Here is a 25,215-nt window from a genome sequence, read left to right on the forward strand (position 1 = left end):
ATGAGCTTACGTGAAAAAACCATCAGCGGGGCGAAGTGGTCAGCGATGGCGACCATCGTCATCATTGGCCTCGGTCTGGTGCAGATGACCGTGCTGGCGCGCATTATTGATAATCACCAGTTCGGCCTGCTGACCGTCTCGCTGGTGATTATTGCGCTGGCCGATACGCTGTCTGATTTTGGTATCGCCAACTCGATTATCCAGCGCAAAGAGATCAGCCATCTTGAGCTGACCACGCTCTACTGGCTGAACGTGGGGCTGGGGATTTTCGTGTTCGTGCTGGTGTTCCTGCTGAGCGACACCATCGCCAGCGTGCTGCATAACCCGGATCTGGCTCCGCTGATGCGCACGCTGTCGTTTGCTTTCGTGGTGATCCCGCACGGGCAGCAGTTCCGCGCGCTGATGCAGAAAGAGCTGGAGTTCAACAAGATCGGCATGATCGAGACCAGCGCGGTGCTGGCGGGCTTTACCTTCACCGTGGTGAGCGCCCATTTCTGGCCGCTGGCGATGACCGCTATCCTCGGATACCTGGTTAACTCAGCCGTGCGCACGCTGCTGTTCGGCTACTTTGGCCGCAAGATCTACCGTCCCGGGCTGCATTTCTCTCTCGCATCCGTCTCGTCCAACCTGCGCTTTGGCGCGTGGCTAACGGCGGACAGCATCATCAACTATGTGAATACCAACCTGTCGACGCTGGTGCTGGCGCGTATTCTTGGCGCGAGCGTGGCGGGGGGCTACAACCTGGCCTACAACGTCGCGGTGGTGCCGCCGATGAAGCTAAACCCTATCATCACCCGCGTGCTGTTCCCGGCCTTCGCCAAGATCCAGGACGACACCGAGAAGCTGCGCGTTAACTTCTACAAGCTGCTTTCCGTGGTGGGGATCATTAACTTCCCGGTGCTGCTGGGGCTGATGGTGGTTTCCAGCAACTTCGTGCCGCTGGTGTTTGGCGAGAAGTGGAACGGCATCATCCCGATCCTGCAGCTGCTGTGCGTGGTGGGGCTGCTGCGCTCCGTGGGGAATCCGATTGGTTCCCTGCTGATGGCAAAAGCGCGCGTCGACATTAGCTTTAAGTTCAACGTGTTCAAAACCTTCCTGTTTATTCCGGCGATTATCGTCGGCGGGCATATGGCAGGCGCCATCGGCGTCACGCTGGGCTTCCTGCTGGTGCAGATAATCAATACCGTTTTGAGCTACTTCATCATGATCAAGCCGGTGCTGGGCTCCAGCTACCGTCAGTACATCCTGAGCCTGTGGCTGCCGTTCTATCTCTCGTTGCCGACCCTGGCGGTGAGCTACGGCCTGGGCATCATCCTCAGCGGTCACCTGCCGCTGGCCGCGCTGCTGGCGGTACAGGTTGCCGCGGGCGCGCTGGCATTTGGCGTGATGATTGTGCTGTCGCGCAATGCGCTGGTGGTGGAGATGAAGCGCCAGTTTTGCCGTAACGAAAAAATGAAAACGCTGCTTCGCGCAGGCTAGTTATTTAAGAGGCCATTATGAAATTATTAATTCTTGGCAACCATACCTGCGGCAACCGTGGCGACAGCGCCATCCTGCGCGGTTTACTGGATGCAATTAACACCCTTAAGCCTGAGACCGAAGTGGACGTGATGAGCCGTTATCCGGTCAGCTCATCCTGGTTACTGAACCGCCCGGTGATGGGCGACCCGCTCTACAGCCAGATGAAACAGCATAACAACGCCGCGGGCGTGATGGGCCGCGTGAAAAAAGTGCTGCGTCGTCGCTACCAGCACCAGGTGCTGCTTTCCCGCGTGACCGATACCGGCAAGCTGCGCAATATCGCTATCGCGCAGGGCTTTACCGATTTTGTCCGTCTGCTGTCCGGCTATGACGCCATTATCCAGGTCGGCGGTTCGTTCTTCGTCGATCTCTACGGCGTGCCGCAGTTTGAGCATGCGCTCTGCACCTTTATGGCGAAAAAGCCGTTGTTTATGATTGGCCACAGCGTGGGGCCATTCCAGGATCCGCAGTTTAACCAGCTCGCAAACTACGTCTTCGGCCACTGCGACGCGCTGATCCTGCGCGAGTCGGTCAGCCTCGACATGATGAAGCGCAGCGAAATTGACACCTCAAAAGTTGAGCACGGCGTGGACACCGCGTGGCTGGTGGATCACCAGGACGACAGCTTCCAGCCAAGCTACGCGGTGCAGCACTGGCTCGACGTGGCGGCGAAACAGAAAACCGTCGCGATTACCCTGCGCGAGCTGGCGCCCTTCGATAAGCGTTTAGGTACGACCCAGGCGGCGTATGAGAAAGCCTTCGCCGACGTGGTGAACCGCGTGCTGGACAGCGGGTACCAGGTGCTGGCGCTCTCAACCTGCACCGGCATCGACAGCTACAACAAAGACGACCGTATGGTGGCGCTGAACCTGCGCAATCTGGTGAACGATCCGTCCCGCTATCACGTGGTGATGGACGAACTGAACGATCTGGAGATGGGCAAGCTGCTCTCCGCCTGCGACCTGACCGTCGGCACGCGCCTGCACTCCGCCATTATCTCCATGAACTTTGGCACGCCGGCCATTGCCATCAACTACGAACACAAATCAGCAGGCATCATGCAGCAGCTCGGTATGCCGGAAATGGCCGTGGATATCCGTCATCTGCTCGATGGTTCGCTCGGTGCGATGGTGGGCGACACGCTCGGCCAGCTGCCTGCGATCAATGAACGCCTGGCGGTGGCGGTGAAAGCCGAGCGCGAGAAGGGCATTGGGATGGTGAAATCGGTACTTGACCGCGTACGGGAGGGGAAATGAAGGTTGGTTTCTTCTTACTGAAATTTCCGCTGTCGTCTGAAACGTTTGTCCTGAACCAAATCACCGCGTTTATCGATATGGGATATGACGTGGAGATTATCGCCCTGCAAAAGGGCGATACCAAAAATACCCATGCGGCGTATACCCAGTATGGGCTGGAGGCGAAAACCCGCTGGCTGCAGGATGAGCCGTCCGGGAGACTGAGCAAGCTGCGCCACCGGGCCAGCCAGACCTTGCGCGGGATCCACCGCGCGTCGACGTGGCGGGCGCTGAATGTTTCCCGCTATGGTTCCGAATCCCGCAATCTGATCCTGTCGGCCATCTGCGGGCAAACCGCGCAGCCGTATCGTGCCGACGTGTTTATCGCCCACTTTGGCCCGGCGGGCGTCACCGCCGCCAAGCTGCGCGAGCTGGGCGTGATTGACGGCAAAATTGCGACCATCTTCCACGGTATCGATATCTCCAGCCGCGAAGTGCTGAACCACTACACGCCGGAGTATCAGCAGCTGTTCAGGCGCGGCGACATGATGCTGCCTATCAGCGACCTGTGGGCCGGACGCCTGAAAAACATGGGCTGCCCGGGAGAGAAAATTGCCGTTTCGCGTATGGGCGTGGACTTAACGCGCTTCACTCGCCGTCCTGTCAAGGTGCCGGGAAAACCGCTGCAGATCATCTCCGTTGCTCGCCTGACCGAGAAGAAAGGCCTGCATGTGGCCATTGAAGCCTGCCGCCAGCTGAAAGCGCGCGGGGTGGATTTCCACTATCGCATTCTCGGCATTGGGCCGTGGGAGCGTCGTCTGCGCACGCTTATCGAACAGTATCAGCTGGAAGATGTCGTAGAGATGCCGGGTTTCAAGCCGAGCCACGAGGTCAAGGCCATGCTCGACGAGGCGGATGTCTTTCTGCTGCCTTCCGTAACGGGCGCCGATGGCGATATGGAAGGCATTCCGGTGGCGCTGATGGAGGCGATGGCCGTAGGTATTCCGGTGGTATCAACCCTGCACAGCGGGATCCCGGAGCTGATTAAGTCTGACCACTCCGGCTGGCTGGTGCCGGAGAATAACGCGATGGCCCTTGCGGACCGATTAGCGGCCTTCAGCGATATTGACCAGCAGGCGCTGGAGCCCGTGCTCCATAACGCCCGACAAAAAGTGGAAACCGATTTTAACCAGCAGGTGATTAACCGCCAGTTAGCGAGCCTGCTGCAAACGTTGTAACGCCGAGGATGTATGCTGAAAAAGATTACCCGACGCACCTTTGTCTCTTCTCTCTCCGTTCTGGCGGCCACGCCGCTGCTGTCGTCACGCATCGCGCGGGCGGCAAGCGGCAGAACGGTCTCTGTTAATCAGTACAATAACAACGACTGGATCGCCGCTTTTAAGCAGGCGTTTAATGACGGCGACACCGTCGTGGTCCCGGCCGGGCTCACCTGCGAAAACATCAATACGGGTATTTTCATTCCCGACGGTAAAACGCTGCTGATCCGCGGGGCGTTAACCGGCAACGGGCGCGGCCGCTTTGTTCTGCAGGAAGGCAGCAAAGTGATAGGCGAAGGTGCTGGCCGCACGGAGAACATCACGCTCGACGTTCGCGGCTCTGACTGCGTTATCAAAGGGCTGGCCATGAGCGGTTTTGGCCCGGTGACGCAGATCTACATCGGCGGCAAGAAACCGAGCGTGATGCGCAACCTGCTGATTGATAACATCAGCGTGAGTCAGGCCAACTACGCCATCCTGCGCCAGGGTTTCCACAACCAGGTGGACGGAGCCCGCATCACCAACAGCAAATTTAGCCATCTCCAGGGGGATGCGATCGAGTGGAACGTCGCCATCAACGATCGCAATATCCTGATCTCCGATCATGTCATCGACAACATCAACTGCACCAACGGCAAGATCAACTGGGGCATCGGCATTGGCCTCGCCGGCAGCACTTACGATAATGACTATCCGGAGAAGCAAACCGTCAAGAACTTCGTGGTGGCAAACATCACCGGCAGCAACTGTCGCCAGTTGGTGCACGTTGAAAACGGTAAGCATTTTGTTATCCGCAATATTAAGGCCAAAAATATTACTCCCGACTTCAGTAAAAAGGCGGGAATAGACAACGCCACGGTGGCCATTTATGGCTGTGATAATTTCATTATTGATAATGTCGAGATGGTGAACAGTGCCGGAATGTTAATCGGCTATGGGGTGATAAAAGGCGATTATTTGTCCATCCCGCAGAACTTCAAGCTCAACAATATTCATCTCGATAATCGTCAGCTTGCGTATAAATTGCGCGGAATACAGATTTCATCCGGTAACGCCACCTCGTTTGTGGCGATAACCAACGTGGAGATGCAGCGGGCGACGCTTGAACTGCACAACAAGCCGCAGCATCTTTTTTTACGCAACATCAATGTGATGCAGGAAGCCGCTGTGGGGCCCGCCCTGAAGATCAACTTCGACCTGCGCAAGGATGTGCGGGGCAAGTTCATGGCGAAAGACGAGACGTTGCTGTCGCTGGCGAACATAAAAGCAGTGAATGAGAAGGGGCAAAGCTCGGTCGATATTGACCGGGTCGACCAGCAGGTAGTGAATGTGGAAAGGCTTAACTTTGCGCTTCCGCACAGATAATCGACAATCATCAGTTTTGAGACTATTCCTGGCATAAAAGCGCGATCTAATCAGATTACAACTACAGAAATTTGTGATGCTAAGGCGTAACATTGCCCAAGGATTACGGCAAATCATGCTGGCGAAAACAGGTTTAAGAGCTATAATTCGTCAACCATTTTAAGGTGGAAGAAATAATGATTAATTTGAAAGCAGTCATTCCGGTAGCAGGCCTGGGCATGCATATGCTGCCAGCCACAAAAGCCATTCCTAAAGAGATGCTGCCGATCGTCGACAAGCCAATGATTCAGTACATTGTCGATGAGATTGTTGCTGCAGGGATCAAAGAAATCGTCCTGGTTACGCACTCCTCCAAGAATGCGGTAGAAAACCACTTCGACACCTCTTACGAACTCGAAGCGTTGCTTGAGCAACGCGTCAAACGCCAGCTGCTGGCGGAAGTGCAGTCTATTTGCCCGCCGGGCGTGACCATCATGAACGTCCGTCAGGCGCAGCCGCTGGGCCTGGGCCACTCTATCCTGTGTGCCCGTCCGGTTGTGGGTGATAACCCATTCATTGTTGTTCTTCCGGACATCATCATCGATACCGCTTCTGCCGATCCGCTGCGTTACAACCTGGCGGCAATGGTGGCACGTTTCAATGAAACCGGCCGTAGCCAGGTGCTGGCAAAACGCATGAAGGGCGATCTCTCTGAGTACTCCGTTATCCAGACTAAAGAACCGCTGGAAACGGAAGGGCAGGTGAGCCGCATCGTTGAGTTCATCGAAAAACCGGATCAGCCACAGACGCTGGATTCGGACCTGATGGCGGTTGGCCGTTATGTTCTGAACGCTGATATCTGGGCAGAGCTGGAAAAAACCGAGCCAGGCGCCTGGGATCGTATTCAGCTGACTGACGCGATTGCCGAACTGGCGAAAAAACAGTCCGTTGACGCGATGCTGATGACCGGCGACAGCTATGACTGCGGTAAGAAAATGGGGTATATGCAGGCGTTCGTGAACTATGGACTGCGTAACCTGAAGGAAGGGGCGAAGTTCCGTAAGAAAATTGAAAAACTTCTCGAAGAGTAAATTTTCGAACCTGTGTTTGCCTAAGTTGATGAGAAAACGACAGATGATTCTTGGGGCACATTTTAAAGTGTCCCTCGTATCCTCTGTCGTTTTGTTTTTAGCAAGTAACCCGAAGTGTCGGACGTCTTACGGTTTTGAATACCAAACGGTTGGTTTTTCTTGTTTTGGTCTGTAATTAATACCACAATACTGGATTCGCTGTGGCTGCTATGGACGCTGCAGTCTGAGTAACAAAATATAAAATTCAACGTCTCATGCAGACTTAGTGCACTGGTAGCTATTGAGCCAGGGGCGGTAGCGTGGTCAAACATGAACCTCCAGCGTTGAGATGTATATATGCGACTTGAAGAGGTATGCATGATCGGTTTACTCAATCGTTTGCTATTAAAGTTGAAGTTAGCAACAAAATTCCGAAATAAAATTCAAGTGGGTGATAAAGTATTCATTCATAAGAACCCCACCTTCATTGTGAGATCGAATGAAGATCGCAACGGTATCTTTATCCATGATGGGGTTTATATCGGCAGAGATGTAAACATTCATACAGCCTCTAAGATTGTGATATCAAAAAATTGCGTTATTAGTGATTATGTTTATATAAGCACGCTAGCTCATGGTATAGATCCTGAACTGGGGCCTATCCTCACCCAGAAGGATATTGACAAAGGGCAGATAGTTCTCGGTGAAAACGTTTTTCTTGGTTTCAATACTAAAATCTTGCCAGGAGTAACACTCGGAGAATGGACCATCGTAGGGGCGGGGGCTGTTGTCACGAAATCCTTCCCAGGCTTTTGCGTAGTAGCAGGTAACCCAGCCCGCATTATCAAGATGTACAATCATAGTTCACATGAGTGGGAAGCAGTAAATGTTGCTAAATAAAATAGTGAATGCCTTCCATTTATTTTTTTCACAGGTTAAGTATAAAACCTGTATGAAATCTTTTGGGCATCGTAGTAGGATTATCTCGCCCTTACTCATTGCAAATCCAAAATATATTGAGGTTGGGCAGCGAGTTTTAATAAGAAACGGTTTAAGGCTAGAAGTTGTTGACCCTCAAAATGAGGTTGTCATCAGTATTGGTGATAATGTAAATATTGAACAGAATTGTCATATTATTGGTCGTGTAAAAGTAGCTATTGGCAACAATGTAACTATTACCGGGAATTGTTCCATTGTTGATGTGAGCCATCCCTTCGAAAATATTCATGATACAACAAAAATTGGTGACCGAATTTCAAATATTCAACGGCCAGTTACCATAGGTGATGGTTCTTTTATTGGTTTTGGATCGCATATTTCTCCCGGTGTTACGATTGGAAAAAATTGCGTCATTGGTGCTGGTTCAGTAGTGACTAAATCAATACCTGATTATTCGGTTGTCGCAGGTGTTCCAGCCAAGATTATAAAGTATTATTCATTTGAAGAGAATAAATGGGTCAGCGTACGAAGTTGATATCAGTACTTTAAAACCCTTGGCTTCAATTATATAAAAGAGATCGTGATGAAAATATTAGTTACTGGGGCTGCCGGATTCATCGGTTCGGCATTAGCGCGTTATATTATTAATTCAACAACTGATTCTGTGGTAAATGTTGATAAGTTAACCTATGCAGGTAACCTTCAATCTTTAAAAGGCATTGAAAACAGCGATCGTTATGCTTTTGTTCATGCTGATATTTGCGATGCACAGGTATTAGACGCAATTTTTTCAACTCATAAACCTGATGCAGTAATGCATCTGGCAGCAGAAAGTCACGTTGACCGTTCAATCACCGGTCCGGCTGCGTTTATTGAAACGAATATTGTTGGAACCTACGTCTTGCTTGAAGCAGCCAGAAAATACTGGCAAAACCTGGAAGGTGAAAAGAAACAGGGATTTCGTTTCCATCATATTTCAACCGATGAAGTGTATGGGGACCTACCTCATCCTGATGAATGGGATAATAACAAAAGTCTTCCATTGTTTACTGAGCATACCGCCTATGCTCCAAGCAGCCCGTACTCTGCCTCTAAAGCATCAAGCGATCATTTAGTACGCGCGTGGCATCGGACTTATAATTTCCCAACTATTGTGACTAACTGTTCAAACAATTATGGACCTTACCATTTCCCAGAAAAGTTAATCCCGTTGGTAATTCTCAATGCATTACAAGGTAAACCGTTGCCTATTTATGGCAAAGGTGATCAGATCCGTGACTGGTTGTACGTTGAGGATCATGCCCGTGCTCTCTATACCGTTATCACGGAAGGTATCGTAGGTGAAACCTACAATATTGGCGGTTATAATGAGAAAAAGAATATTGAAGTAGTACAGACCATCTGCAATATTCTTGACGAAATAAAGCCGAAGAATACCTCGTATAGCGAACAAATCACTTATGTTGCCGATCGCCCAGGCCACGATCGACGCTATGCAATCGATGCCAGTAAAATCACTCTGGAACTCGGCTGGAAACCTCAAGAGACCTTTGAATCTGGTATTAAGAAAACGATTCATTGGTATCTTGATAACCAGGATTGGGTCCAAAATATTATGAGTGGTGCCTATCAGGACTGGATCAATAAAAATTACGAGCAACGCTAATCTTTTCAACCCCGTCATAAGAAGCATTGAACATGTCAAAAAGAAAAGGAATTATTTTAGCCGGTGGTTCAGGTACTCGCCTTTACCCTGTGACGATGGCGGTTAGTAAACAGCTGCTGCCAATCTATGATAAGCCGATGATTTATTATCCGTTAAGCACGCTGATGCTTGCGGGTATTCGGGATATTCTCATCATCAGCACACCTCAGGATACCCCGCGCTTTGAGCAATTACTGGGTAACGGTAAAAAATGGGGACTGAACATTGAATATAAAGTCCAGGAAAGTCCTGATGGTCTTGCTCAGGCATTTATCATTGGTGAAGAGTTTATCGGTAACGATTCTTGTGCTTTAGTCCTTGGAGACAATGTTTTCTATGGTCACGATTTGCCAAAAGAACTTGAAATGGCAATGAATCAGGAAAAAGGAGCTACAGTCTTTGCCTATCATGTGAAAGACCCTGAACGTTATGGCGTGGTAGATTTCGATGAGAATGGCAAAGCGCTTTCTTTAGAAGAGAAACCACTGAAGCCAAAAAGTAATTACGCTGTGACTGGTCTCTATTTTTATGATAATGACGTCATTGAGATGGCTAAACAGCTGAAACCGTCAGCGCGTGGTGAATTAGAGATCACTGATATTAACCGACTCTACCTGGAAAAAAAATCGCTCTCAGTTGCTATTATGGGGCGTGGATATGCCTGGCTTGATACAGGAACGCATGAGAGTCTAATTGAGGCAGGTAACTTTATTCAGACGATCGAATCACGTCAAGGTCTCAAAGTTTCTTGCCCGGAAGAGATTGCTTATCGCAAAGGTTTCATTGATAAGAAACAGTTAGCAAAATTAGCCAAAGAACTCAATAAAAATGACTATGGCAAATATTTGCAGCATTTAGCTAAAGACTGAAAATCCAACATAAAGTATTAAAAAGTATGAAAATTATTGAAACGCCTTTAAAAGATGCTGTAATTATTGAACCTAAAGTTTTTGGTGACGAACGTGGCTATTTCTTCGAAGTATATCAGAAAAAACGTTACCAGGAATTAGGATTTGGTCTGGACTTTGTTCAGGATAATCGTTCTAAATCGACGAAAAATGTTCTGCGCGGGCTTCATTTTCAGAAAACAAAGCCTCAGGGTAAGTTAGTCTCAGTAACCCAGGGTTCTGTTTTTGATGTGGCCGTTGATCTCCGCCCAGAATCACCAACATTTGGTCAGCATCATTCAGTCATTCTATCCGAAGATAATTTTCTTCAGTTTTATATTCCTCCTGGTTTCGCTCATGGTTTCTGTGTATTAAGTGATACTGCTAGTTTCCAGTACAAATGCACAGATTATTATGATCCAACCGATGAAGGTGGTCTTATCTGGAACGATCCAGATCTGGGTATAGAATGGCCAGTTTCTAATCCTGTAGTTTCTGCTAAAGATTGTATTTTACCTTCACTTGCAAGTATCAAAGAACAGATTCTTAAAGGCTGGACAAATGGCTAAGTATACAGTTATTGGGGGTAGCGGTTTTATTGGTTCACATATCGTTACATTGCTTAAAGAGCAAGGGCATGATGTCGTTGTTCCTGATCGCAACAGCTGCAATTCTCTCAATGGTGAGTTGGGCAAAGTCATTTATTGTGCTGGTAATGGTGATTGTGCCAAAAGCTATTTTTCTGTGCTAGAAGCAAATACGGTTTTGTTGGCAAAGTTACTGCAGGATGCACAGTTTGAAAAGCTGGTATATATATCCTCAACTCGAGTTTATATGAACCATCATAGCGCGAATGAAACTGACGATCTGGTAGTAACTGCGGATGATAACAGGAAGCTGTTTAATCTGACCAAACTGGTAGCAGAAGAATTGTGCCTTAAGAGCGAACGTGATGTTACTGTAGTTCGACCTAGCAATGTCTATGGTTTAGCGCTCAATAGTACATTATTCCTGCCGTCCATTATTCGTCATGCCATTAATAATGGTGAAATCAACATGTTTGTTGCGCCTGAATATGCTAAGGACTATGTTTCGGTCAATGATGTCGCTAAAGCATGTGTGTGGTTGGCTGAAAACCAAAACACTAATAAAGAAATATACAATGTCGCATCTGGATTTAACGTAACAGCTAAGCAAATCGCTGATGTCATTGAAAAAGAGACGGCTTGTAAAGTTAACTGGCATGACGGTAATTTTCCTCGTGAAGAGTTCCCCGTAACCAGCATAAATAAGTTATCTACTGAAATTCCGGATTATAAACCACAACATGTGCTTGATGATTTGAAAATTATGATAGCTAGTTATAAAGAAGAACTGGCGAGATAAATATGAGTGGCTTTAAGCGGTTACTTAAAAACTCTTTATCTAACATAATAAATGGCTTCTCAAATGTAATACTTGGAATAGTTATCTCTCCAGTTTTACTACACAATCTTTCAAAGGTAGATTTTTCGATTTGGTCCCTTACTCTTCAGGTCGGGGTTTTGATCGGAATTTTTGGAATTGGTCTTCAGGTTACGGTAGGGCGTTTTGTCGCCCTTCATTTAAGTAACCCACAGAAACTTCAAAAGGCAATGCATCAGTCATTGCTTTTTGCGTTACTGCTCAACATGGTATGTTTGGGCGGAATATTTATTTTAGCAAAATTCTTTTTCTCATTTTTCCCTGAAGTTTCAGAAACCAACGCTAATGCTAAACTAATTCTTATATTAATTGGCAGTTCATTTGTCATTAATAACGTATTCTCACCCTTTGTTGGTTATTTTACTGGTATAGAACGCAATGATATTACCGCTGGCATAAATATATTTTTTAAAGTGATTCTGGGTACGTCGATTCTGTTGCTTGTTCACCATGGTCTCGATGTTATTGCATGGGTTTATTTTGCAATAAACAGTTTTAATCAAATTGCATTTTATATTTTATATAAATTAAAAAATACATCGCAAAGAACAAAGTTATCGTTGGATAAGAATTTATTTCAAACAATAGTTGTCTTTTTCAGTGGGCTCTTAGTATGGAATATAGCCCAGTTCTTAATTTCCGGTATAGGCACCTTTACCGTCGGTAAATACTCATTTCAGGAACTAGCTGGTTTTGCCGTATTAATGACGCTTGTTAATGCTGGGGTGGGAATTTTGGGAGCCATGATTAATCCTATAATTCAACCTATGATAAGGATGCACAATCACGGGAATAACCAGCATGTTGAACTTTTGGTTAACAAACTTATCTTCATTTTCTCGATGATTGTCTTTATCGGTGTCTTTATTGCCTGGTTTGCTTCTGTGCATATCCTTGGCGTCTGGTTGGGCTATCAGCAAGCGACGAACCTGCACGTAATGTTTTCTTTGCTGCTTGCGGCTTATCTTATCCGAATGATTGCAGCGCCCTACGGGCTTATGTTAGTCGCCTACGGCAAACAATTATCAATCGCCTGGCTGCCGGTGCTCGAAGGACTATTGAACTTTGCGTTGTCGATTTTCTTTGTTCGTATCTATGGCGCGATTGGAATTGCCTATTCGACGTTTATTTCAGGCGTATTAATCATGGCGGTTTACGCATGCAAGTATCGGGCTGAAGCTGAGTATAAGTCAAAGCTGATATTTGTCTCGTTTCTGGTAATACCTGTGATGATAGCCATCTGCCTGGTCAGTCTGGTGATGACTCAGTCGGTAACTATCCATTGTGTTATTTATGGCATCCAGGTAGCTTTTATAGTTGTATTTACTGTCTTCATAATAAAACAAGTAAAAAGCATCAAGAATCTGTTAAATCAATACTAATATTGCTTAGGTGAAAGTGTGAAAAAAGTTGGGCTCGTTACTGTTTTGTTCAATTCTCCAGGTGTGCTGCCTGACTTTTATTCGAGTGTTGAAAAACAAAAATATCAGAACAAGCATCTTTATATTGTGGATAACAGTACAAATCAGGATTCTTTTAACTTAACGCAAGAAATTCTCTTGAGGAAAGACATAGAGTATACCTATATTAATAATGACGGAAACAATGTTGGGGTTGCGCAGGCCAACAACCAAGGCATTGAAGAAGCTTTAAAGGATGGGTGTGAGTATATATTACTCACTAATAACGACCTACTTTTTGAACAGGAAGATACCCTCAGCAAAATGATGAGTGTTGCTGAGGAGGGACAATACAAACTTGTTTCACCTGTAATATTCAGTTATCCAGAAAAAAAAGTCTGGTACGCAGGCGCTTTTTTTAATAAGAAAAAAGCTATTGCCCCTCATCTTTTTGAGGGAGCCGACTACGATGAAATTTACGCTAATATTCCAGAAGAGTGCGATTATGCACCAACATGTTTTTTACTTGTACATGCTTCGATGTTTGCCACTATAGGTATGATGGATGCTCGTTACTTTGCTTATTACGATGATACTGATTTTCTCTATCGTGCAAACATAGCTGGCAGCCGAGTTAGAATTATTAATGAACCTCTAGTGTTTCATAAGGTTAGTACTTCTACTGGGGGGGGGTTAAGTCTATTTGGTGCATATTATTTGACAAGGAACCGTATATTTTTCGCCAGAAAAAATATTGAAGCTCCTTATTATATTGTTAGCGTTTTCTTTACCATTGTTACCCGGTTGGTCTATCCACTTTGTCGCAAAACGCCATATAAAGTTTATAAGGCTTTTGTCAGGGGGATTATCGACGGACTAATGTTAAAAAATAAATGACTAAGAGGTTAAGGTGAGCGAAATTTCCAGTAGCACACTTGTCAATAACTATAATTTATCTACAACTTTTATTGTCAAATCACTTGTTGGACTGTTATTAATTAATTCGCTTTTTAGTGGTGTTGACTTTTCTCAGATTGGGTTGATGAAAGGCCTTTCAAGTATTGCTGATTTTGGCCTGAAGATCATCCTTGTAATCGTATTGCTCCTACTTTTCAGGATTCGCAGTCTTAACCTTGCAAAGATACTCTTTTCTGCCTTTATCCTTCTCTTAGGTGCTGCGCTTGGTGCATTCTATCATGGTGCTGAATATGATAAAATCTTCGCACTTTTACTAAATATGCTCTTATGGTTTGTTATATTTAGTTATGCTAAAGAACTTGAAAGTAACTTTAATATATATCGTTTTAGTGTCAAGATATCAAGTTTATTTCTTGGCGTGGCGCTGATACTTTACATCATGGCGAAGTTTGGTTTTCATGTTAAAGTATTAGGTGGAGCTTGGTTATATGATGAAAACTTTCGATTTGCAGGCACTTTTGCAGAGCCAAGTTTAAATGGCTATTTTTATGGCCTAATGTTCTTGATGGTGATGTTGTCTAATCAAAAGTACAGACTAATCCTTGCGTGTATGTTTGCCATTACCACCTATATTTCAGGTGCTAAATTTTCATTCCTGATAATTCCAGTACTCCTTGGGCTAGTCTATTTTTTCAAGGTGAAGGGATTTTATAATTATACATACCAACTCATTCCGTTATCTTTTATTGTTCTTTTTGTCAGTCTTGCATTCATATATTATGACCTTTTTGCACTCATTGCAGCGAATTTGTCAAATTCTGCAACGATGACGTATGTAACTCGTCTAGGTTTCCCTATTGTCAGCATATGGCATCTTAGTGATTATCCACTTGGCAGTGGCGTATATGGTTTCAAGAGCACACTATCACCTTTTATACATGACTATTGTCAGGCTCTTTCTGGTTTGGACGTAAACTGTAATGAGATGAGATCTTATTTATCTTCGTCGGATCCCAGTGCCTATGAAAGTTTTGCACCAAAAGATGTCTTAAGTTTTATTATTTTAAGTTTCGGCCTGCCGGGCTTGCTCATATTTGTCCTGGGTATATGTTTGTTGTCAGCCAGACTTAAAGCAAATAAGAATCACTTTATCATTCTAATGTATATTGTTGCTTCGATGCTCTTTACATTACCTTTTAGATTTATTCTATTTTATTCCTTCTTTATGTTTCAGTGTTACATCTATAGAATGCCGAGTAATAAATGATCTATATTAATGCGAGATTTTTGACTCAACGTAAAACTGGTGTACAGCAATATGCATTGGTACTATGTCGGGAACTCGTTAAACACGTTCCTGATATCTGTTTTTTGACACCGAAAACGGACCTCATTGATGAGAAATGGAGGAAGGAATTTAATATCCTTCAAATAGGAAATCGTAACGGTCACTTCTGGGAACAAATCGAATTACCTCGTTATCTAAGAAGCGTCGGTAGCCCGTTACTGCTCTGCTTCACTGGGTTATCACCTGCGTTTTACAAGAACTGTTACTTTACTATCCATGATATGTCATTGTACGCATATCCAAAGTGGTTTCGTTTCTTATACCGTGCTGTATACAAGGTTAACTATGCCATTCAGTCGAAAATTGCGAGAGGTATCTTTACGGTTAGTGACTTTTCAAAATCAGAGATAGAGAAATATCTGGCGGTTGATCCAGATAAGATCACTGTATTGCCAAACTCCGTAGATACATCTATTAACCTCAAGAATCATATTGCAAGCGAAGCGGTTAAGCATAAAGAGATTTTATTGGTTGGTACCTTAGAGCCGAGAAAAAATATCGAGTTTGTTATTAATGCTTTTTTGAATTCAAAAATCGAAGATTATAAACTCATCGTGGTGGGAGGGTTAGGGACAGCTTTCTCAAAAGTGACGTTTTCACAGCATGAGAACATTGTATTCTGTGGATATCTATCAGATGACGATTTAGAGTTAAAATACAGAGATGCTTCTATTTTTGTCTATCCGTCATTATATGAAGGTTTCGGACTTCCTCCTCTGGAAGCAATGCAACGCGGTTGTCCTGTAATGGCTTCTGACCGCGCAAGTATCCCTGAAGTTTGTGGCGATGCGGCATATTATTTTAATCCAGAGGACTCATTAGATTTTAGTTCTAAGTTACGTGAATTGATTGAAAATTATGATGAGCTCAGTCCTGTATTGATTCGCAATGGATATCATAGGTTAGAAAAATTTGACGTACGTGATGTTGCATCGAAACTTATGGATGTGATCTCTCAAAGGAATATTTGAATGAAGGTTTTACAGTTTAGCAAATTTTACCCTCCAGTACATGGTGGAATCGAACAGGTAGCATTCGATATAAGTGAAGGTATCGCAAAAAGTAATGACCAACCTGTTGATGTACTCTGTGTTGATCCAATTGGAGAAAGAAAAAATGACGACAAACTCCGTTATAAAGTTTACCGTCAGAAATTGTTTGCACAGCTTTTTTCGACACCGCTATCATTTTCCTTAATATCCCGATGGAGAGCAATAAGAAATAATTATGATGTTATCCATGTCCATCTTCCAAATCCACTGGCTGTTTTGGCACTCTTTTTATTCCCGCCCAAAGGTAAGATAGTTCTCCATTGGCACAGCGATATTGTTAAGCAAAAAAAATTATTGATGCTTTTTGCTCCGCTACAAAAATGGATTTTAGATAAGTGTACCAGCATTATCGTTACTAGCCCTGTGTATGGGCAGTCTTCTCCAACTTTACAGCCTTATCAGGATAAAATTGTTTGTATCCCAATTGGGGTTGATACCCGTGTTATGCCATTGAATGAGGAGCTTGAAAAAAGTATCAAGCAACGTTATCAAAATAAAAAGATAATTTTTTCTTTGGGGCGTCTTGTTTATTATAAGGGTATGGAATACCTGATTGATGCTGCGAAAGAACTTCCTGAAGATTACATTGTTCTTATTGGCGGTACTGGCCCATTGATTGATTCATTAATGCAAAAAATTGCTAATGATGGATTGTCAGATAAAGTAATTCTTCTTGGTAGTATCAATTATTCGGATTTGGCTTCTTATTATAAAGCATGTGACGTTTTTTGTCTGCCATCTATTCATGAATCTGAAGCTTTTGGTGTGGTTCAGTTAGAAGCTATGAGTTTCTCCAGACCGCTTGTGTCGACAAATATTCCACGAAGTGGTGTGGCCTGGGTTAATCAGCATAACGAGACTGGCATTGTTGTTGAGCCGAATGATGCTAAAGCACTTGCTAAAGGAATTGTTTCTGTTATTCAAAGCAGTGAGACATATAGTAAAGGCGCGAAAGCCAGATTTGATACTATGTTTACTAAAGAGTTGATGGTTAAGAATATAATTAATTTATATTCATCATTAAAGTGAGTTCAATCATGTCATTATTTCCTGTTGTTATGGCCGGGGGCTCCGGTAGTCGTTTATGGCCGCTTTCTCGTGTTCTCTATCCAAAACAATTTCTCTGTCTGGAAGGTGAACTGACAATGTTACAAGCGACAATTAACCGATTACAGGGCATTGAATGCGAAAGTCCCGTCGTCATTTGTAACGAACAGCACCGCTTTATCGTTGCCGAGCAATTGCGCCAGATGAATAAACTCACTGAGAATATCATCCTCGAACCGGTTGGTCGTAATACAGCTCCGGCGATAGCGTTGGCTGCACTTGCTGCAGTTCGTACCCAGCACGAGGGTAATGCGCTCATGCTGGTTCTGGCCGCCGATCACGTCATACAGGATGAAGAAGCTTTCCGTAATTCAGTTCGTAAGGCACTACCTTATGCTGAAAATGGAAAGCTTGTGACCTTTGGCATCGTCCCGCATAAACCAGAGACTGGCTATGGTTACATTTGTCGAGGTGTGCCATGCGTTGATGTTGAGCATGCAGATGCATTTGAGGTCGCGCAATTTGTTGAGAAACCTAATCTTGAAACGGCGGAAGCCTATGTTGCCTGCGGTGAATACTACTGGAATAGCGGGATGTTTCTCTTCCGCGCCGATCGCTATCTTGAGGAACTGAAAAAATATCGTCCGGATATTCTTAAGGCGTGCGAAAAGGCCATGAGCTCTATTGATCCTGACCTTAACTTTATTCGCGTTGACGAGGAAGCTTTCAGAGCTTGTCCTGATGAGTCGATTGATTATGCTGTGATGGAACAGACTTCAGATGCTGTTGTTGTGCCAATGGATGCTGGCTGGAGTGATGTCGGCTCATGGTCTTCGCTTTGGGATATTAGCCATAAGACTCCAGAGGGTAACGTCGTTACAGGTGACGTCTTGTCCTATAATACCGAAAATAGTTTCCTGTATTCTGAATCCGGGCTATTGACTACTGTTGGGGTGAAAGATTTGGTCGTTGTGCAGACCAAGGATGCTGTATTGATTGCCGATCGTAACGCCGTTCAGGATGTGAAGAAAATTGTCGAATCGATCAAAGCAGACGGCCGTCATGAACATCATACTCACCGCGAAGTTTATCGTCCCTGGGGTAAATATGACTCGATTGATACGGGAAGCCGCTATCAAGTTAAGCGATTGACCGTAAAGCCGGGCGAAGGTATCTCTCTTCAGATGCATCACCATCGTGCTGAGCATTGGATTGTCGTCGCAGGAACTGCACAAGTTACAATTAACGAGCAAACCAAACTCCTCGGTGAAAATGAGTCTATTTATATTCCTGTTGGAGCAACGCACTGTCTGGAGAACCCTGGAAAGATCCCTTTGGAATTGATTGAGGTTCGCTCAGGCTCTTATCTTGGAGAGGATGATATTGTACGTTTTGCTGACAGGTATGGTCGTGTTTGAGATTACGGTAAAATTATCATGGAAAAATTAACCTGTTTTAAAGCCTACGATATTCGCGGCAAGCTGGGCGAAGAGCTGAATGAAGACATCGCGTGGCGCATTGGCCGCGCGTACGGCGAATATTTAAAACCGCAGACCATTGTGCTGGGCGGCGACGTGCGTCTGACCAGTGAATCCCTCAAGCTGGCCCTGGCGAAAGGGCTGCAGGACGCGGGCGTGGACGTGCTGGATATCGGCCTTTCCGGGACCGAGGAGATTTACTTTGCCACCTTCCACCTGGGCGTGGACGGCGGTATCGAAGTGACGGCCAGCCACAACCCGATGGACTACAACGGGATGAAGCTGGTGCGCAAGGGCGCCCGTCCTATCAGCGGCGACACCGGCCTGCGCGACGTGCAGCGCCTGGCGGAAGCCAACGACTTCCCGCCGGTGAACGACGCGAAGCGCGGCAGCTACAAAAAAATCAACCTGCAGAAAGAGTACATCGACCACCTGCTGGGCTACATCAACGTGGCGAACCTCAAGCCGCTGAAGCTGGTCATCAACTCCGGTAACGGCGCGGCCGGTCCGGTTGTCGATGCGCTGGAAGCCCGCTTTAAGGCGCTGAACGTGCCGGTGACCTTCATCAAGGTGCACAACACCCCGGACGGCAACTTCCCGAACGGTATTCCTAACCCGCTGCTGCCGGAGTGCCGCGACGACACCCGCAACGCGGTGATTGAGCACGGCGCGGACATGGGCATCGCCTTTGACGGTGACTTCGACCGCTGCTTCCTGTTCGACGAGAAAGGGCAGTTCATCGAGGGCTACTACATTGTCGGCCTGCTGGCGGAAGCGTTCCTCGAGAAAAACCCGGGCGCGAAAATCATCCATGACCCGCGCCTTTCCTGGAACACCGTCGACGTGGTCTCCGCGGCGGGCGGCACGCCGGTGATGTCCAAAACCGGCCATGCCTTCATCAAAGAGCGCATGCGCGAAGAAGACGCCATTTACGGCGGTGAGATGAGCGCCCACCACTACTTCCGTGATTTTGCCTACTGCGACAGCGGGATGATCCCGTGGCTGCTGGTGACCGAGCTGCTGTGCCTGAAGGGGCAGACGCTGGGCGAGCTGGTGCGCGACCGCATGGCGGCGTTCCCGGCGAGCGGGGAGATCAACAGCAAGCTGGCGCAGCCGGCCGAGGCCATTGCCCGCGTGGAGCAGCACTTTGCGATCCACGCGCTGGAAATTGACCGTACGGACGGGATCAGCATGGCGTTCCCGCAGTGGCGCTTTAACCTGCGCTCGTCCAACACCGAGCCGGTGGTGCGCCTGAACGTGGAGTCCCGTGCTGACACGGCGCTGATGGAAGAGAAAACGCAAGAAATTCTGGCTTTGCTCAGGAAGTGAGGGTCTGCCGCCAGCGTATTTCTGGCGGCTTGACTGTACCTGGATTGTGCAATCAGTGTGACATAGATCAGCAAAAGCTATTCATGTCACCTAATACTGAGTTAACATCTCAACCACATTTCAAGCCGCGCATAAGCCGTGGTGACCACACCTGACAGGAGTATGTAATGTCCAAGCAACAGATCGGCGTTGTCGGTATGGCAGTGATGGGGCGCAACCTGGCGCTCAACATCGAAAGCCGTGGTTATACCGTCTCCGTTTTCAACCGCTCCCGTGATAAGACCGAAGAAGTGATTGCCGAGAACCCAGGCAAGAAACTGGTTCCTTTCTATACGGTGAAAGAGTTCGTTGAGTCTCTGGAAACGCCTCGTCGTATCCTGTTAATGGTGAAAGCGGGCGCAGGTACCGATGCAGCTATCGATTCCCTGAAGCCTTACCTCGAAAAAGGTGACATCATTATTGATGGCGGTAATACCTTCTTCCAGGACACCATTCGTCGTAACCGTGAGCTGTCTGCAGAAGGCTTCAATTTCATCGGTACCGGTGTATCTGGTGGTGAAGAGGGCGCGCTGAAGGGCCCATCCATCATGCCTGGTGGCCAGAAAGAAGCATACGAACTGGTTGCTCCTATTCTGACTAAAATCGCTGCCGTTGCCGAAGATGGCGAGCCGTGTGTGACCTACATCGGTCCGGACGGTGCAGGTCACTATGTGAAGATGGTTCATAACGGCATCGAATACGGCGACATGCAGCTGATTGCTGAGGCTTATTCCCTGCTGAAAGGCGGTCTGAACCTTTCCAATGAAGAACTCGCGGAAACTTTCACCGAGTGGAACAAAGGCGAGCTGAACAGCTATCTGATCGACATCACCAAAGATATCTTCACGAAGAAAGATGAAGAGGGTAAATACCTGGTTGATGTGATTCTGGATGAAGCTGCGAACAAAGGTACCGGTAAATGGACCAGCCAGAGCTCTCTGGATTTGGGCGAACCGCTGTCTCTGATCACCGAATCCGTCTTCGCGCGTTACATTTCTTCTCTGAAAGAGCAGCGCGTCGCGGCATCTAAAGTGCTGTCTGGTCCGCAGGCTAAACCAGCGGGTGATAAAGCCGAATTCGTTGAAAAAGTGCGCCGTGCACTGTACCTGGGTAAAATCGTTTCTTACGCGCAGGGCTTCTCTCAGCTGCGTGCAGCGTCAGACGAGAACAACTGGGATCTGAACTACGGTGAAATCGCGAAGATCTTCCGCGCGGGCTGCATCATTCGTGCGCAGTTCCTGCAGAAAATCACCGATGCCTATGCTGAAAACGCCGGTATCGCCAACCTGCTGCTGGCACCGTACTTCAAGAAAATTGCTGACGAATATCAGCAGGCGCTGCGTGATGTGGTTGCCTACGCTGTCCAGAACGGTATCCCGGTTCCGACCTTCTCTGCTGCAGTAGCCTACTACGACAGCTACCGTGCTGCTGTGCTGCCAGCTAACCTGATTCAGGCACAGCGTGACTACTTCGGTGCGCATACTTACAAACGTACCGATAAAGAAGGCGTATTCCATACCGAATGGATGGAATAAGTTAACTCACTCGCTGTAATCAAAACCCGGAGCTTGCCTCCGGGTTTTTTATGCAAAAAGTGTCGCCTGTTATTCGAAGTAGTCTGAATCTCGCCCCGCTCGTAGTGATTACTCCTGGTTTGCCTTGACAGTTCAGTTTGCCAGGAGGTACAAAGCCCAACAGTTATGTTTATCGCGATGGTCTGGTGGCCATCAGTACAGTTAACTCACAGAAGTCATTAGCGAATGAAAATAACAATCTCCGGAACAGGGTATGTCGGTCTTTCTAACGGCATTCTGATTGCCCAGAATCATGAAGTGGTTGCGCTGGATATCGTGCAGGCCAAAGTGGATATGCTCAATCAGAAAAAATCGCCGATTGTGGATAAAGAAATCCAGGACTATCTCAGCAATAAATCGCTGAATTTCCGCGCCACGACAGATAAAGAAGATGCATACCGCAATGCGGATTACGTCATCATTGCGACGCCTACTGACTACGATCCTAAAACTAATTACTTCAACACCTCAACTGTAGAAGCGGTGATTAAAGACGTTATCGCGATCAACCCTGATGCCGTGATGGTCATTAAATCGACCATTCCTGTCGGTTTTACCAAATCCATTAAAGAAAAGTTTGGTATTGATAATATCTTCTTCTCGCCGGAATTCCTGCGTGAGGGCAGAGCGCTTTACGATAACCTCCATCCTTCGCGTATCGTCATTGGCGAACGTTCAGAGCGCGCTGAACGTTTTGCTGCGCTGCTTCAGGAAGGCGCAGTGAAGAAAGATATTCAGGTGCTGTTCACCGACTCCACCGAAGCTGAGGCGATTAAGCTATTCGCGAATACCTACCTGGCAATGCGAGTGGCTTATTTCAATGAGCTGGACAGCTACGCAGAGAGTCTTGGCCTGAATACCCGCCAGATTATTGAAGGTGTGTGTCTCGACCCGCGTATTGGCAACCACTACAACAACCCGTCATTTGGCTACGGCGGCTATTGCCTGCCAAAAGATACTAAACAATTGCTGGCAAATTATCAGGCTGTGCCGAACAACCTCATTTCGGCGATTGTTGACGCTAACCGTACACGTAAAGATTTCATCTCCGATTCCATCCTTGCGCGTCAACCGAAAGTGGTCGGCGTATACCGTCTGATCATGAAGAGTGGCTCCGATAATTTCCGCGCCTCTTCCATTCAGGGGATCATGAAGCGCATTAAGGCGAAAGGGGTTGAGGTTGTAATCTATGAGCCTGCCATGCCGGACGATCAGTTCTTCAATTCCCGGGTGATCCGCGATCTGGATGCCTTTAAGAAAGAAGCCGATGTCATCATTTCAAACCGCATGGCGGAAGAGCTGGCTGACGTGGCGGATAAGGTTTATACCCGCGATCTGTTTGGTAGCGACTGATTCTCTGCGTTATTTTGTAAAAAACCCGGCTGAATTGCCGGGTTTTTTATTTTCAAACCTTGTAAAACTCGCGGTACCAGTTAACGAAGTTTTTCACTCCATCCTTAACCGAGGTTTGCGGTTTAAATCCGATCACCTCATAAAGAGCCTGGGTATCGGCACTGGTCTCCAGAACATCGCCTGGCTGAAGAGGTAGCATGTTTTTCTCTGCTTTTTTACCCAGCGCGTCTTCCAGGGCGGTAATGTAATCCATCAGTTCGACTGGCGAGCTGTTACCGATGTTGTAGACCCGGTAAGGCGCGGAACTGGTTGCCGGGGAGCCGGTCTCAACGGTCCAGTTTGTGTCTGACTGAGGAATAACATCCTGCAGACGAATAATTGCTTCAGCGATGTCATCAATGTACGTGAAGTCGCGCTTCATCTTACCGTAGTTATAGACATCGATGCTTTTGCCTTCAATGATCGCCTTAGTAAACTTAAATAGCGCCATGTCCGGACGTCCCCACGGACCGTACACGGTGAAGAAGCGCAGGCCGGTGGTCGGCAAGTTGTACAGATGCGAATAGGTGTGCGACATCAGCTCATTGGCTTTTTTGGTCGCGGCATAGAGTGAGACCGGGTGATCCACGGAATCGTCAGTGGAGAAGGGCATCTTGCGGTTGAGGCCGTATACGGAGCTGGACGAGGCATAAAGCAGATGCTGCACGTTATTATGGCGGCAGCCTTCCAGCACGTTGAGATGGCCGATAAGGTTGGCATCTGCATACGCGTGAGGGTTTTCAAGAGAGTAGCGTACACCCGCCTGCGCGGCCAGATGAATCACACGATCAAATTTCTCACTGGCGAAAAGCGTGGCCATACCTTCCCGGTCAGCTAATTCCAGCTTGTGGAAGGTGAAACTCTCAGATTTTAACAGTTCCAGGCGCGCCAGCTTCAGGTTGACATCGTAGTATTCATTGAGATTATCGATACCAACAACCTGATGACCCGCCTCAAGGAGGCGTTTACTGACATTCGCACCGATAAAACCTGCAGCGCCCGTGACTAAAAATTTCATAGCTTCCCTCATAAACCCTATTCTATAGATGCCGTAACGCATCACATGGCGTCTATGATAGCGCGAAGGGTGTAAGTTACATAACCCATCTTTCCGATATTACTCATCGGATTCTTATAGAAAAATCGCCAGTAATGGATAAACTATACAAACAAAATTATGTTTGCCCTTTTTTTATCAGTTAGGGATTGTATGACGCAAAATAACAATAGCCAGGTCAGCCGAGGCAATGACCCGGAGCAAATTGATTTACTTGATTTAATGCTGCAGCTGTGGCGTGGGAAGTGGGTGATAGCCGCCTTTGTTGTTGTTTGTATCGCCCTGGCAATTGGATATCTCTCTGTCGCAAAGGAAAAATGGACCTCAAGTGCGATTATTACGCAACCAGATGCGGCCCAGATTGCCAGTTATTCTAATGCATTGAACATCCTTTATGGTACCGCAGCACCTACAATGCTTGACAACCAAACGCGCGCTATCGGTCGTTTTAGCTCCTCATTCTCGGCGTTGTCGCAGGCTCTTGAAAACCAGGCAGTGCCTGAAAAACTGACGATCGAGCCCACGGTTAAAGAGCAGCCGCTCCCATTAATAGTATCGTATACCAGTACATCTGCAGAAGCTGCGCAAAAGCAATTGGCACAGTTCATCCAGCAGGTAGATGAGCAAACGGCTAAAGAACTGGCCGCTGACCTTAATGACAACATCAAAGCGCAGATAAAGACCCTGAATGATTCCCTGCAAAACCAGGAGAAGGTCGCTCAGGAACAGAAAGATCTGCGTATCAAACAGATTGCTGAGGCACTCAAGAACGCTGAAGCAGCGAAAATTACCTCGCCGCGCCTCCAGCAAACCCAGGAGGTGACTCAGGAAACGATGTTCTTGCTGGGAAGTGAGGGGCTGAAATCCATGATTGACAACGAAGCTTCTCTCCCGTTGGTCTTTCCCAGAGCTTATTACCAGACCAGGCGAAATCTGCTGGACATCCAGAATCTGAGCGTTAACCCGGACACGATCCACGTTTACCGTTATGTCATGAAGCCGGAACTCCCTGTGCGTCGTGACAGCCCGAAAAAAGCAATTACTCTTATTCTTGCTGTACTGCTGGGCGGGTTGCTTGGTTCCGGTTTTGTGCTTGGCCGCAACGCATTGCGCAACTACAAACCCAAAGTCTGATTTGC

Annotated in this window: 22 protein-coding genes; 21 read left to right on the top strand and 1 reads right to left on the bottom strand. The window is 47.0% G+C overall.

The features are described from left to right. The 20 genes from wzxC (at nucleotide 1) to ugd (ending at nucleotide 22,980) form a co-directional block, all read left to right on the top strand. Entirely contained in the window at nucleotides 1-1,479 is a 1,479-nt protein-coding gene (gene wzxC / locus FOY96_RS07380) for a colanic acid undecaprenyl disphosphate flippase WzxC (RefSeq protein WP_039262643.1), read from the top strand. A 17-nt stretch (nucleotides 1,480-1,496) separates the two neighbouring features. After that, complete coding sequence (gene wcaK / locus FOY96_RS07385) at nucleotides 1,497-2,777, top strand: colanic acid biosynthesis pyruvyl transferase WcaK (protein ID WP_032658813.1); 1,281 nt, start codon at nucleotides 1,497-1,499, stop codon at nucleotides 2,775-2,777. Further along, a complete protein-coding gene (gene wcaL / locus FOY96_RS07390; RefSeq protein WP_143346766.1) occupies nucleotides 2,774-3,994 on the top strand; it encodes a colanic acid biosynthesis glycosyltransferase WcaL in 1,221 nt (406 codons plus the stop codon). Before wcaK ends, wcaL begins: the two co-directional genes overlap by 4 nt. 12 nt (nucleotides 3,995-4,006) lie before the next feature. Beyond that, the gene (gene wcaM / locus FOY96_RS07395) at nucleotides 4,007-5,398 is read left to right on the top strand and encodes a colanic acid biosynthesis protein WcaM (RefSeq protein ID WP_143346767.1); all 1,392 of its coding nucleotides are present in this window, start codon (nucleotides 4,007-4,009) and stop codon (nucleotides 5,396-5,398) included. 176 nt (nucleotides 5,399-5,574) lie between these two features. Continuing rightward, nucleotides 5,575-6,468, top strand: coding sequence for a GalU regulator GalF (gene galF, locus FOY96_RS07400; protein ID WP_143346768.1), 894 nt, complete (start codon nucleotides 5,575-5,577; stop codon nucleotides 6,466-6,468). A 357-nt stretch (nucleotides 6,469-6,825) separates the two neighbouring features. Continuing rightward, nucleotides 6,826-7,347: an acyltransferase gene (locus FOY96_RS07405; RefSeq protein ID WP_143346769.1), complete on the top strand. Its 522-nt coding sequence runs from the start codon at nucleotides 6,826-6,828 to the stop codon at nucleotides 7,345-7,347. Continuing rightward, nucleotides 7,334-7,921 (top strand): acyltransferase, encoded by a 588-nt coding sequence (locus FOY96_RS07410; RefSeq protein WP_143346770.1) that lies wholly within the window; start codon nucleotides 7,334-7,336, stop codon nucleotides 7,919-7,921. The genes FOY96_RS07405 and FOY96_RS07410 overlap by 14 nt, the downstream gene beginning before the upstream one ends. A gap of 48 nt (nucleotides 7,922-7,969) precedes the next feature. Next, nucleotides 7,970-9,052: a dTDP-glucose 4,6-dehydratase gene (gene rfbB / locus FOY96_RS07415; protein ID WP_143346771.1), complete on the top strand. Its 1,083-nt coding sequence runs from the start codon at nucleotides 7,970-7,972 to the stop codon at nucleotides 9,050-9,052. A 32-nt stretch (nucleotides 9,053-9,084) separates the two neighbouring features. Then, nucleotides 9,085-9,960: a glucose-1-phosphate thymidylyltransferase RfbA gene (gene rfbA / locus FOY96_RS07420; RefSeq protein WP_143346772.1), complete on the top strand. Its 876-nt coding sequence runs from the start codon at nucleotides 9,085-9,087 to the stop codon at nucleotides 9,958-9,960. Nucleotides 9,961-9,986: 26 nt separating this feature from the next. Beyond that, entirely contained in the window at nucleotides 9,987-10,547 is a 561-nt protein-coding gene (gene rfbC, locus FOY96_RS07425; protein WP_039262638.1) for a dTDP-4-dehydrorhamnose 3,5-epimerase, read from the top strand. Further along, on the top strand, nucleotides 10,540-11,364 hold the full coding sequence (locus FOY96_RS07430) for an NAD-dependent epimerase/dehydratase family protein (RefSeq protein WP_143346773.1): 825 nt from the start codon (nucleotides 10,540-10,542) through the stop codon (nucleotides 11,362-11,364). The genes rfbC and FOY96_RS07430 overlap by 8 nt, the downstream gene beginning before the upstream one ends. A gap of 2 nt (nucleotides 11,365-11,366) precedes the next feature. Further along, nucleotides 11,367-12,824: an MATE family efflux transporter gene (locus FOY96_RS07435; RefSeq protein WP_143346774.1), complete on the top strand. Its 1,458-nt coding sequence runs from the start codon at nucleotides 11,367-11,369 to the stop codon at nucleotides 12,822-12,824. Between the two features lie 18 nt (nucleotides 12,825-12,842). Continuing rightward, a complete protein-coding gene (locus tag FOY96_RS07440; protein WP_143346775.1) occupies nucleotides 12,843-13,739 on the top strand; it encodes a glycosyltransferase family 2 protein in 897 nt (298 codons plus the stop codon). Nucleotides 13,740-13,752: 13 nt separating this feature from the next. Then, entirely contained in the window at nucleotides 13,753-15,027 is a 1,275-nt protein-coding gene (locus tag FOY96_RS07445) for an oligosaccharide repeat unit polymerase (RefSeq protein WP_143346776.1), read from the top strand. After that, complete coding sequence (locus FOY96_RS07450) at nucleotides 15,024-16,079, top strand: glycosyltransferase family 4 protein (RefSeq protein ID WP_039262632.1); 1,056 nt, start codon at nucleotides 15,024-15,026, stop codon at nucleotides 16,077-16,079. Before FOY96_RS07445 ends, FOY96_RS07450 begins: the two co-directional genes overlap by 4 nt. Next, on the top strand, nucleotides 16,080-17,189 hold the full coding sequence (locus tag FOY96_RS07455) for a glycosyltransferase (protein WP_143346777.1): 1,110 nt from the start codon (nucleotides 16,080-16,082) through the stop codon (nucleotides 17,187-17,189). It abuts the gene before it with no gap. A gap of 8 nt (nucleotides 17,190-17,197) precedes the next feature. Next, nucleotides 17,198-18,625, top strand: a complete 1,428-nt coding sequence (gene cpsB / locus FOY96_RS07460) for a mannose-1-phosphate guanyltransferase (RefSeq protein ID WP_039262644.1) — start codon at nucleotides 17,198-17,200, stop codon at nucleotides 18,623-18,625. A gap of 18 nt (nucleotides 18,626-18,643) precedes the next feature. Continuing rightward, nucleotides 18,644-20,014: a colanic acid biosynthesis phosphomannomutase CpsG gene (gene cpsG / locus FOY96_RS07465; protein ID WP_112778163.1), complete on the top strand. Its 1,371-nt coding sequence runs from the start codon at nucleotides 18,644-18,646 to the stop codon at nucleotides 20,012-20,014. 167 nt (nucleotides 20,015-20,181) lie between these two features. Beyond that, nucleotides 20,182-21,588 (top strand): NADP-dependent phosphogluconate dehydrogenase, encoded by a 1,407-nt coding sequence (gndA, locus tag FOY96_RS07470; RefSeq protein ID WP_028013772.1) that lies wholly within the window; start codon nucleotides 20,182-20,184, stop codon nucleotides 21,586-21,588. Nucleotides 21,589-21,813: 225 nt separating this feature from the next. Continuing rightward, on the top strand, nucleotides 21,814-22,980 hold the full coding sequence (gene ugd / locus FOY96_RS07475; protein WP_039263831.1) for a UDP-glucose 6-dehydrogenase: 1,167 nt from the start codon (nucleotides 21,814-21,816) through the stop codon (nucleotides 22,978-22,980). A 52-nt stretch (nucleotides 22,981-23,032) separates the two neighbouring features. On the opposite strand, the gene FOY96_RS07480 is transcribed toward ugd, so the two are convergent. Beyond that, complete coding sequence (locus FOY96_RS07480; RefSeq protein ID WP_143346778.1) at nucleotides 23,033-24,037, bottom strand: NAD-dependent epimerase; 1,005 nt, start codon at nucleotides 24,035-24,037, stop codon at nucleotides 23,033-23,035. Nucleotides 24,038-24,229: 192 nt separating this feature from the next. Here FOY96_RS07480 and wzzB point away from each other — a divergent pair, with 192 nt between their 5' ends. Then, nucleotides 24,230-25,210 (top strand): LPS O-antigen chain length determinant protein WzzB, encoded by a 981-nt coding sequence (gene wzzB, locus FOY96_RS07485; protein ID WP_143346779.1) that lies wholly within the window; start codon nucleotides 24,230-24,232, stop codon nucleotides 25,208-25,210. Nucleotides 25,211-25,215 lie beyond the last annotated feature (5 nt).

This window comes from Enterobacter asburiae (assembly GCF_007035645.1).
Taxonomy (GTDB): domain Bacteria; phylum Pseudomonadota; class Gammaproteobacteria; order Enterobacterales; family Enterobacteriaceae; genus Enterobacter; species Enterobacter asburiae_B.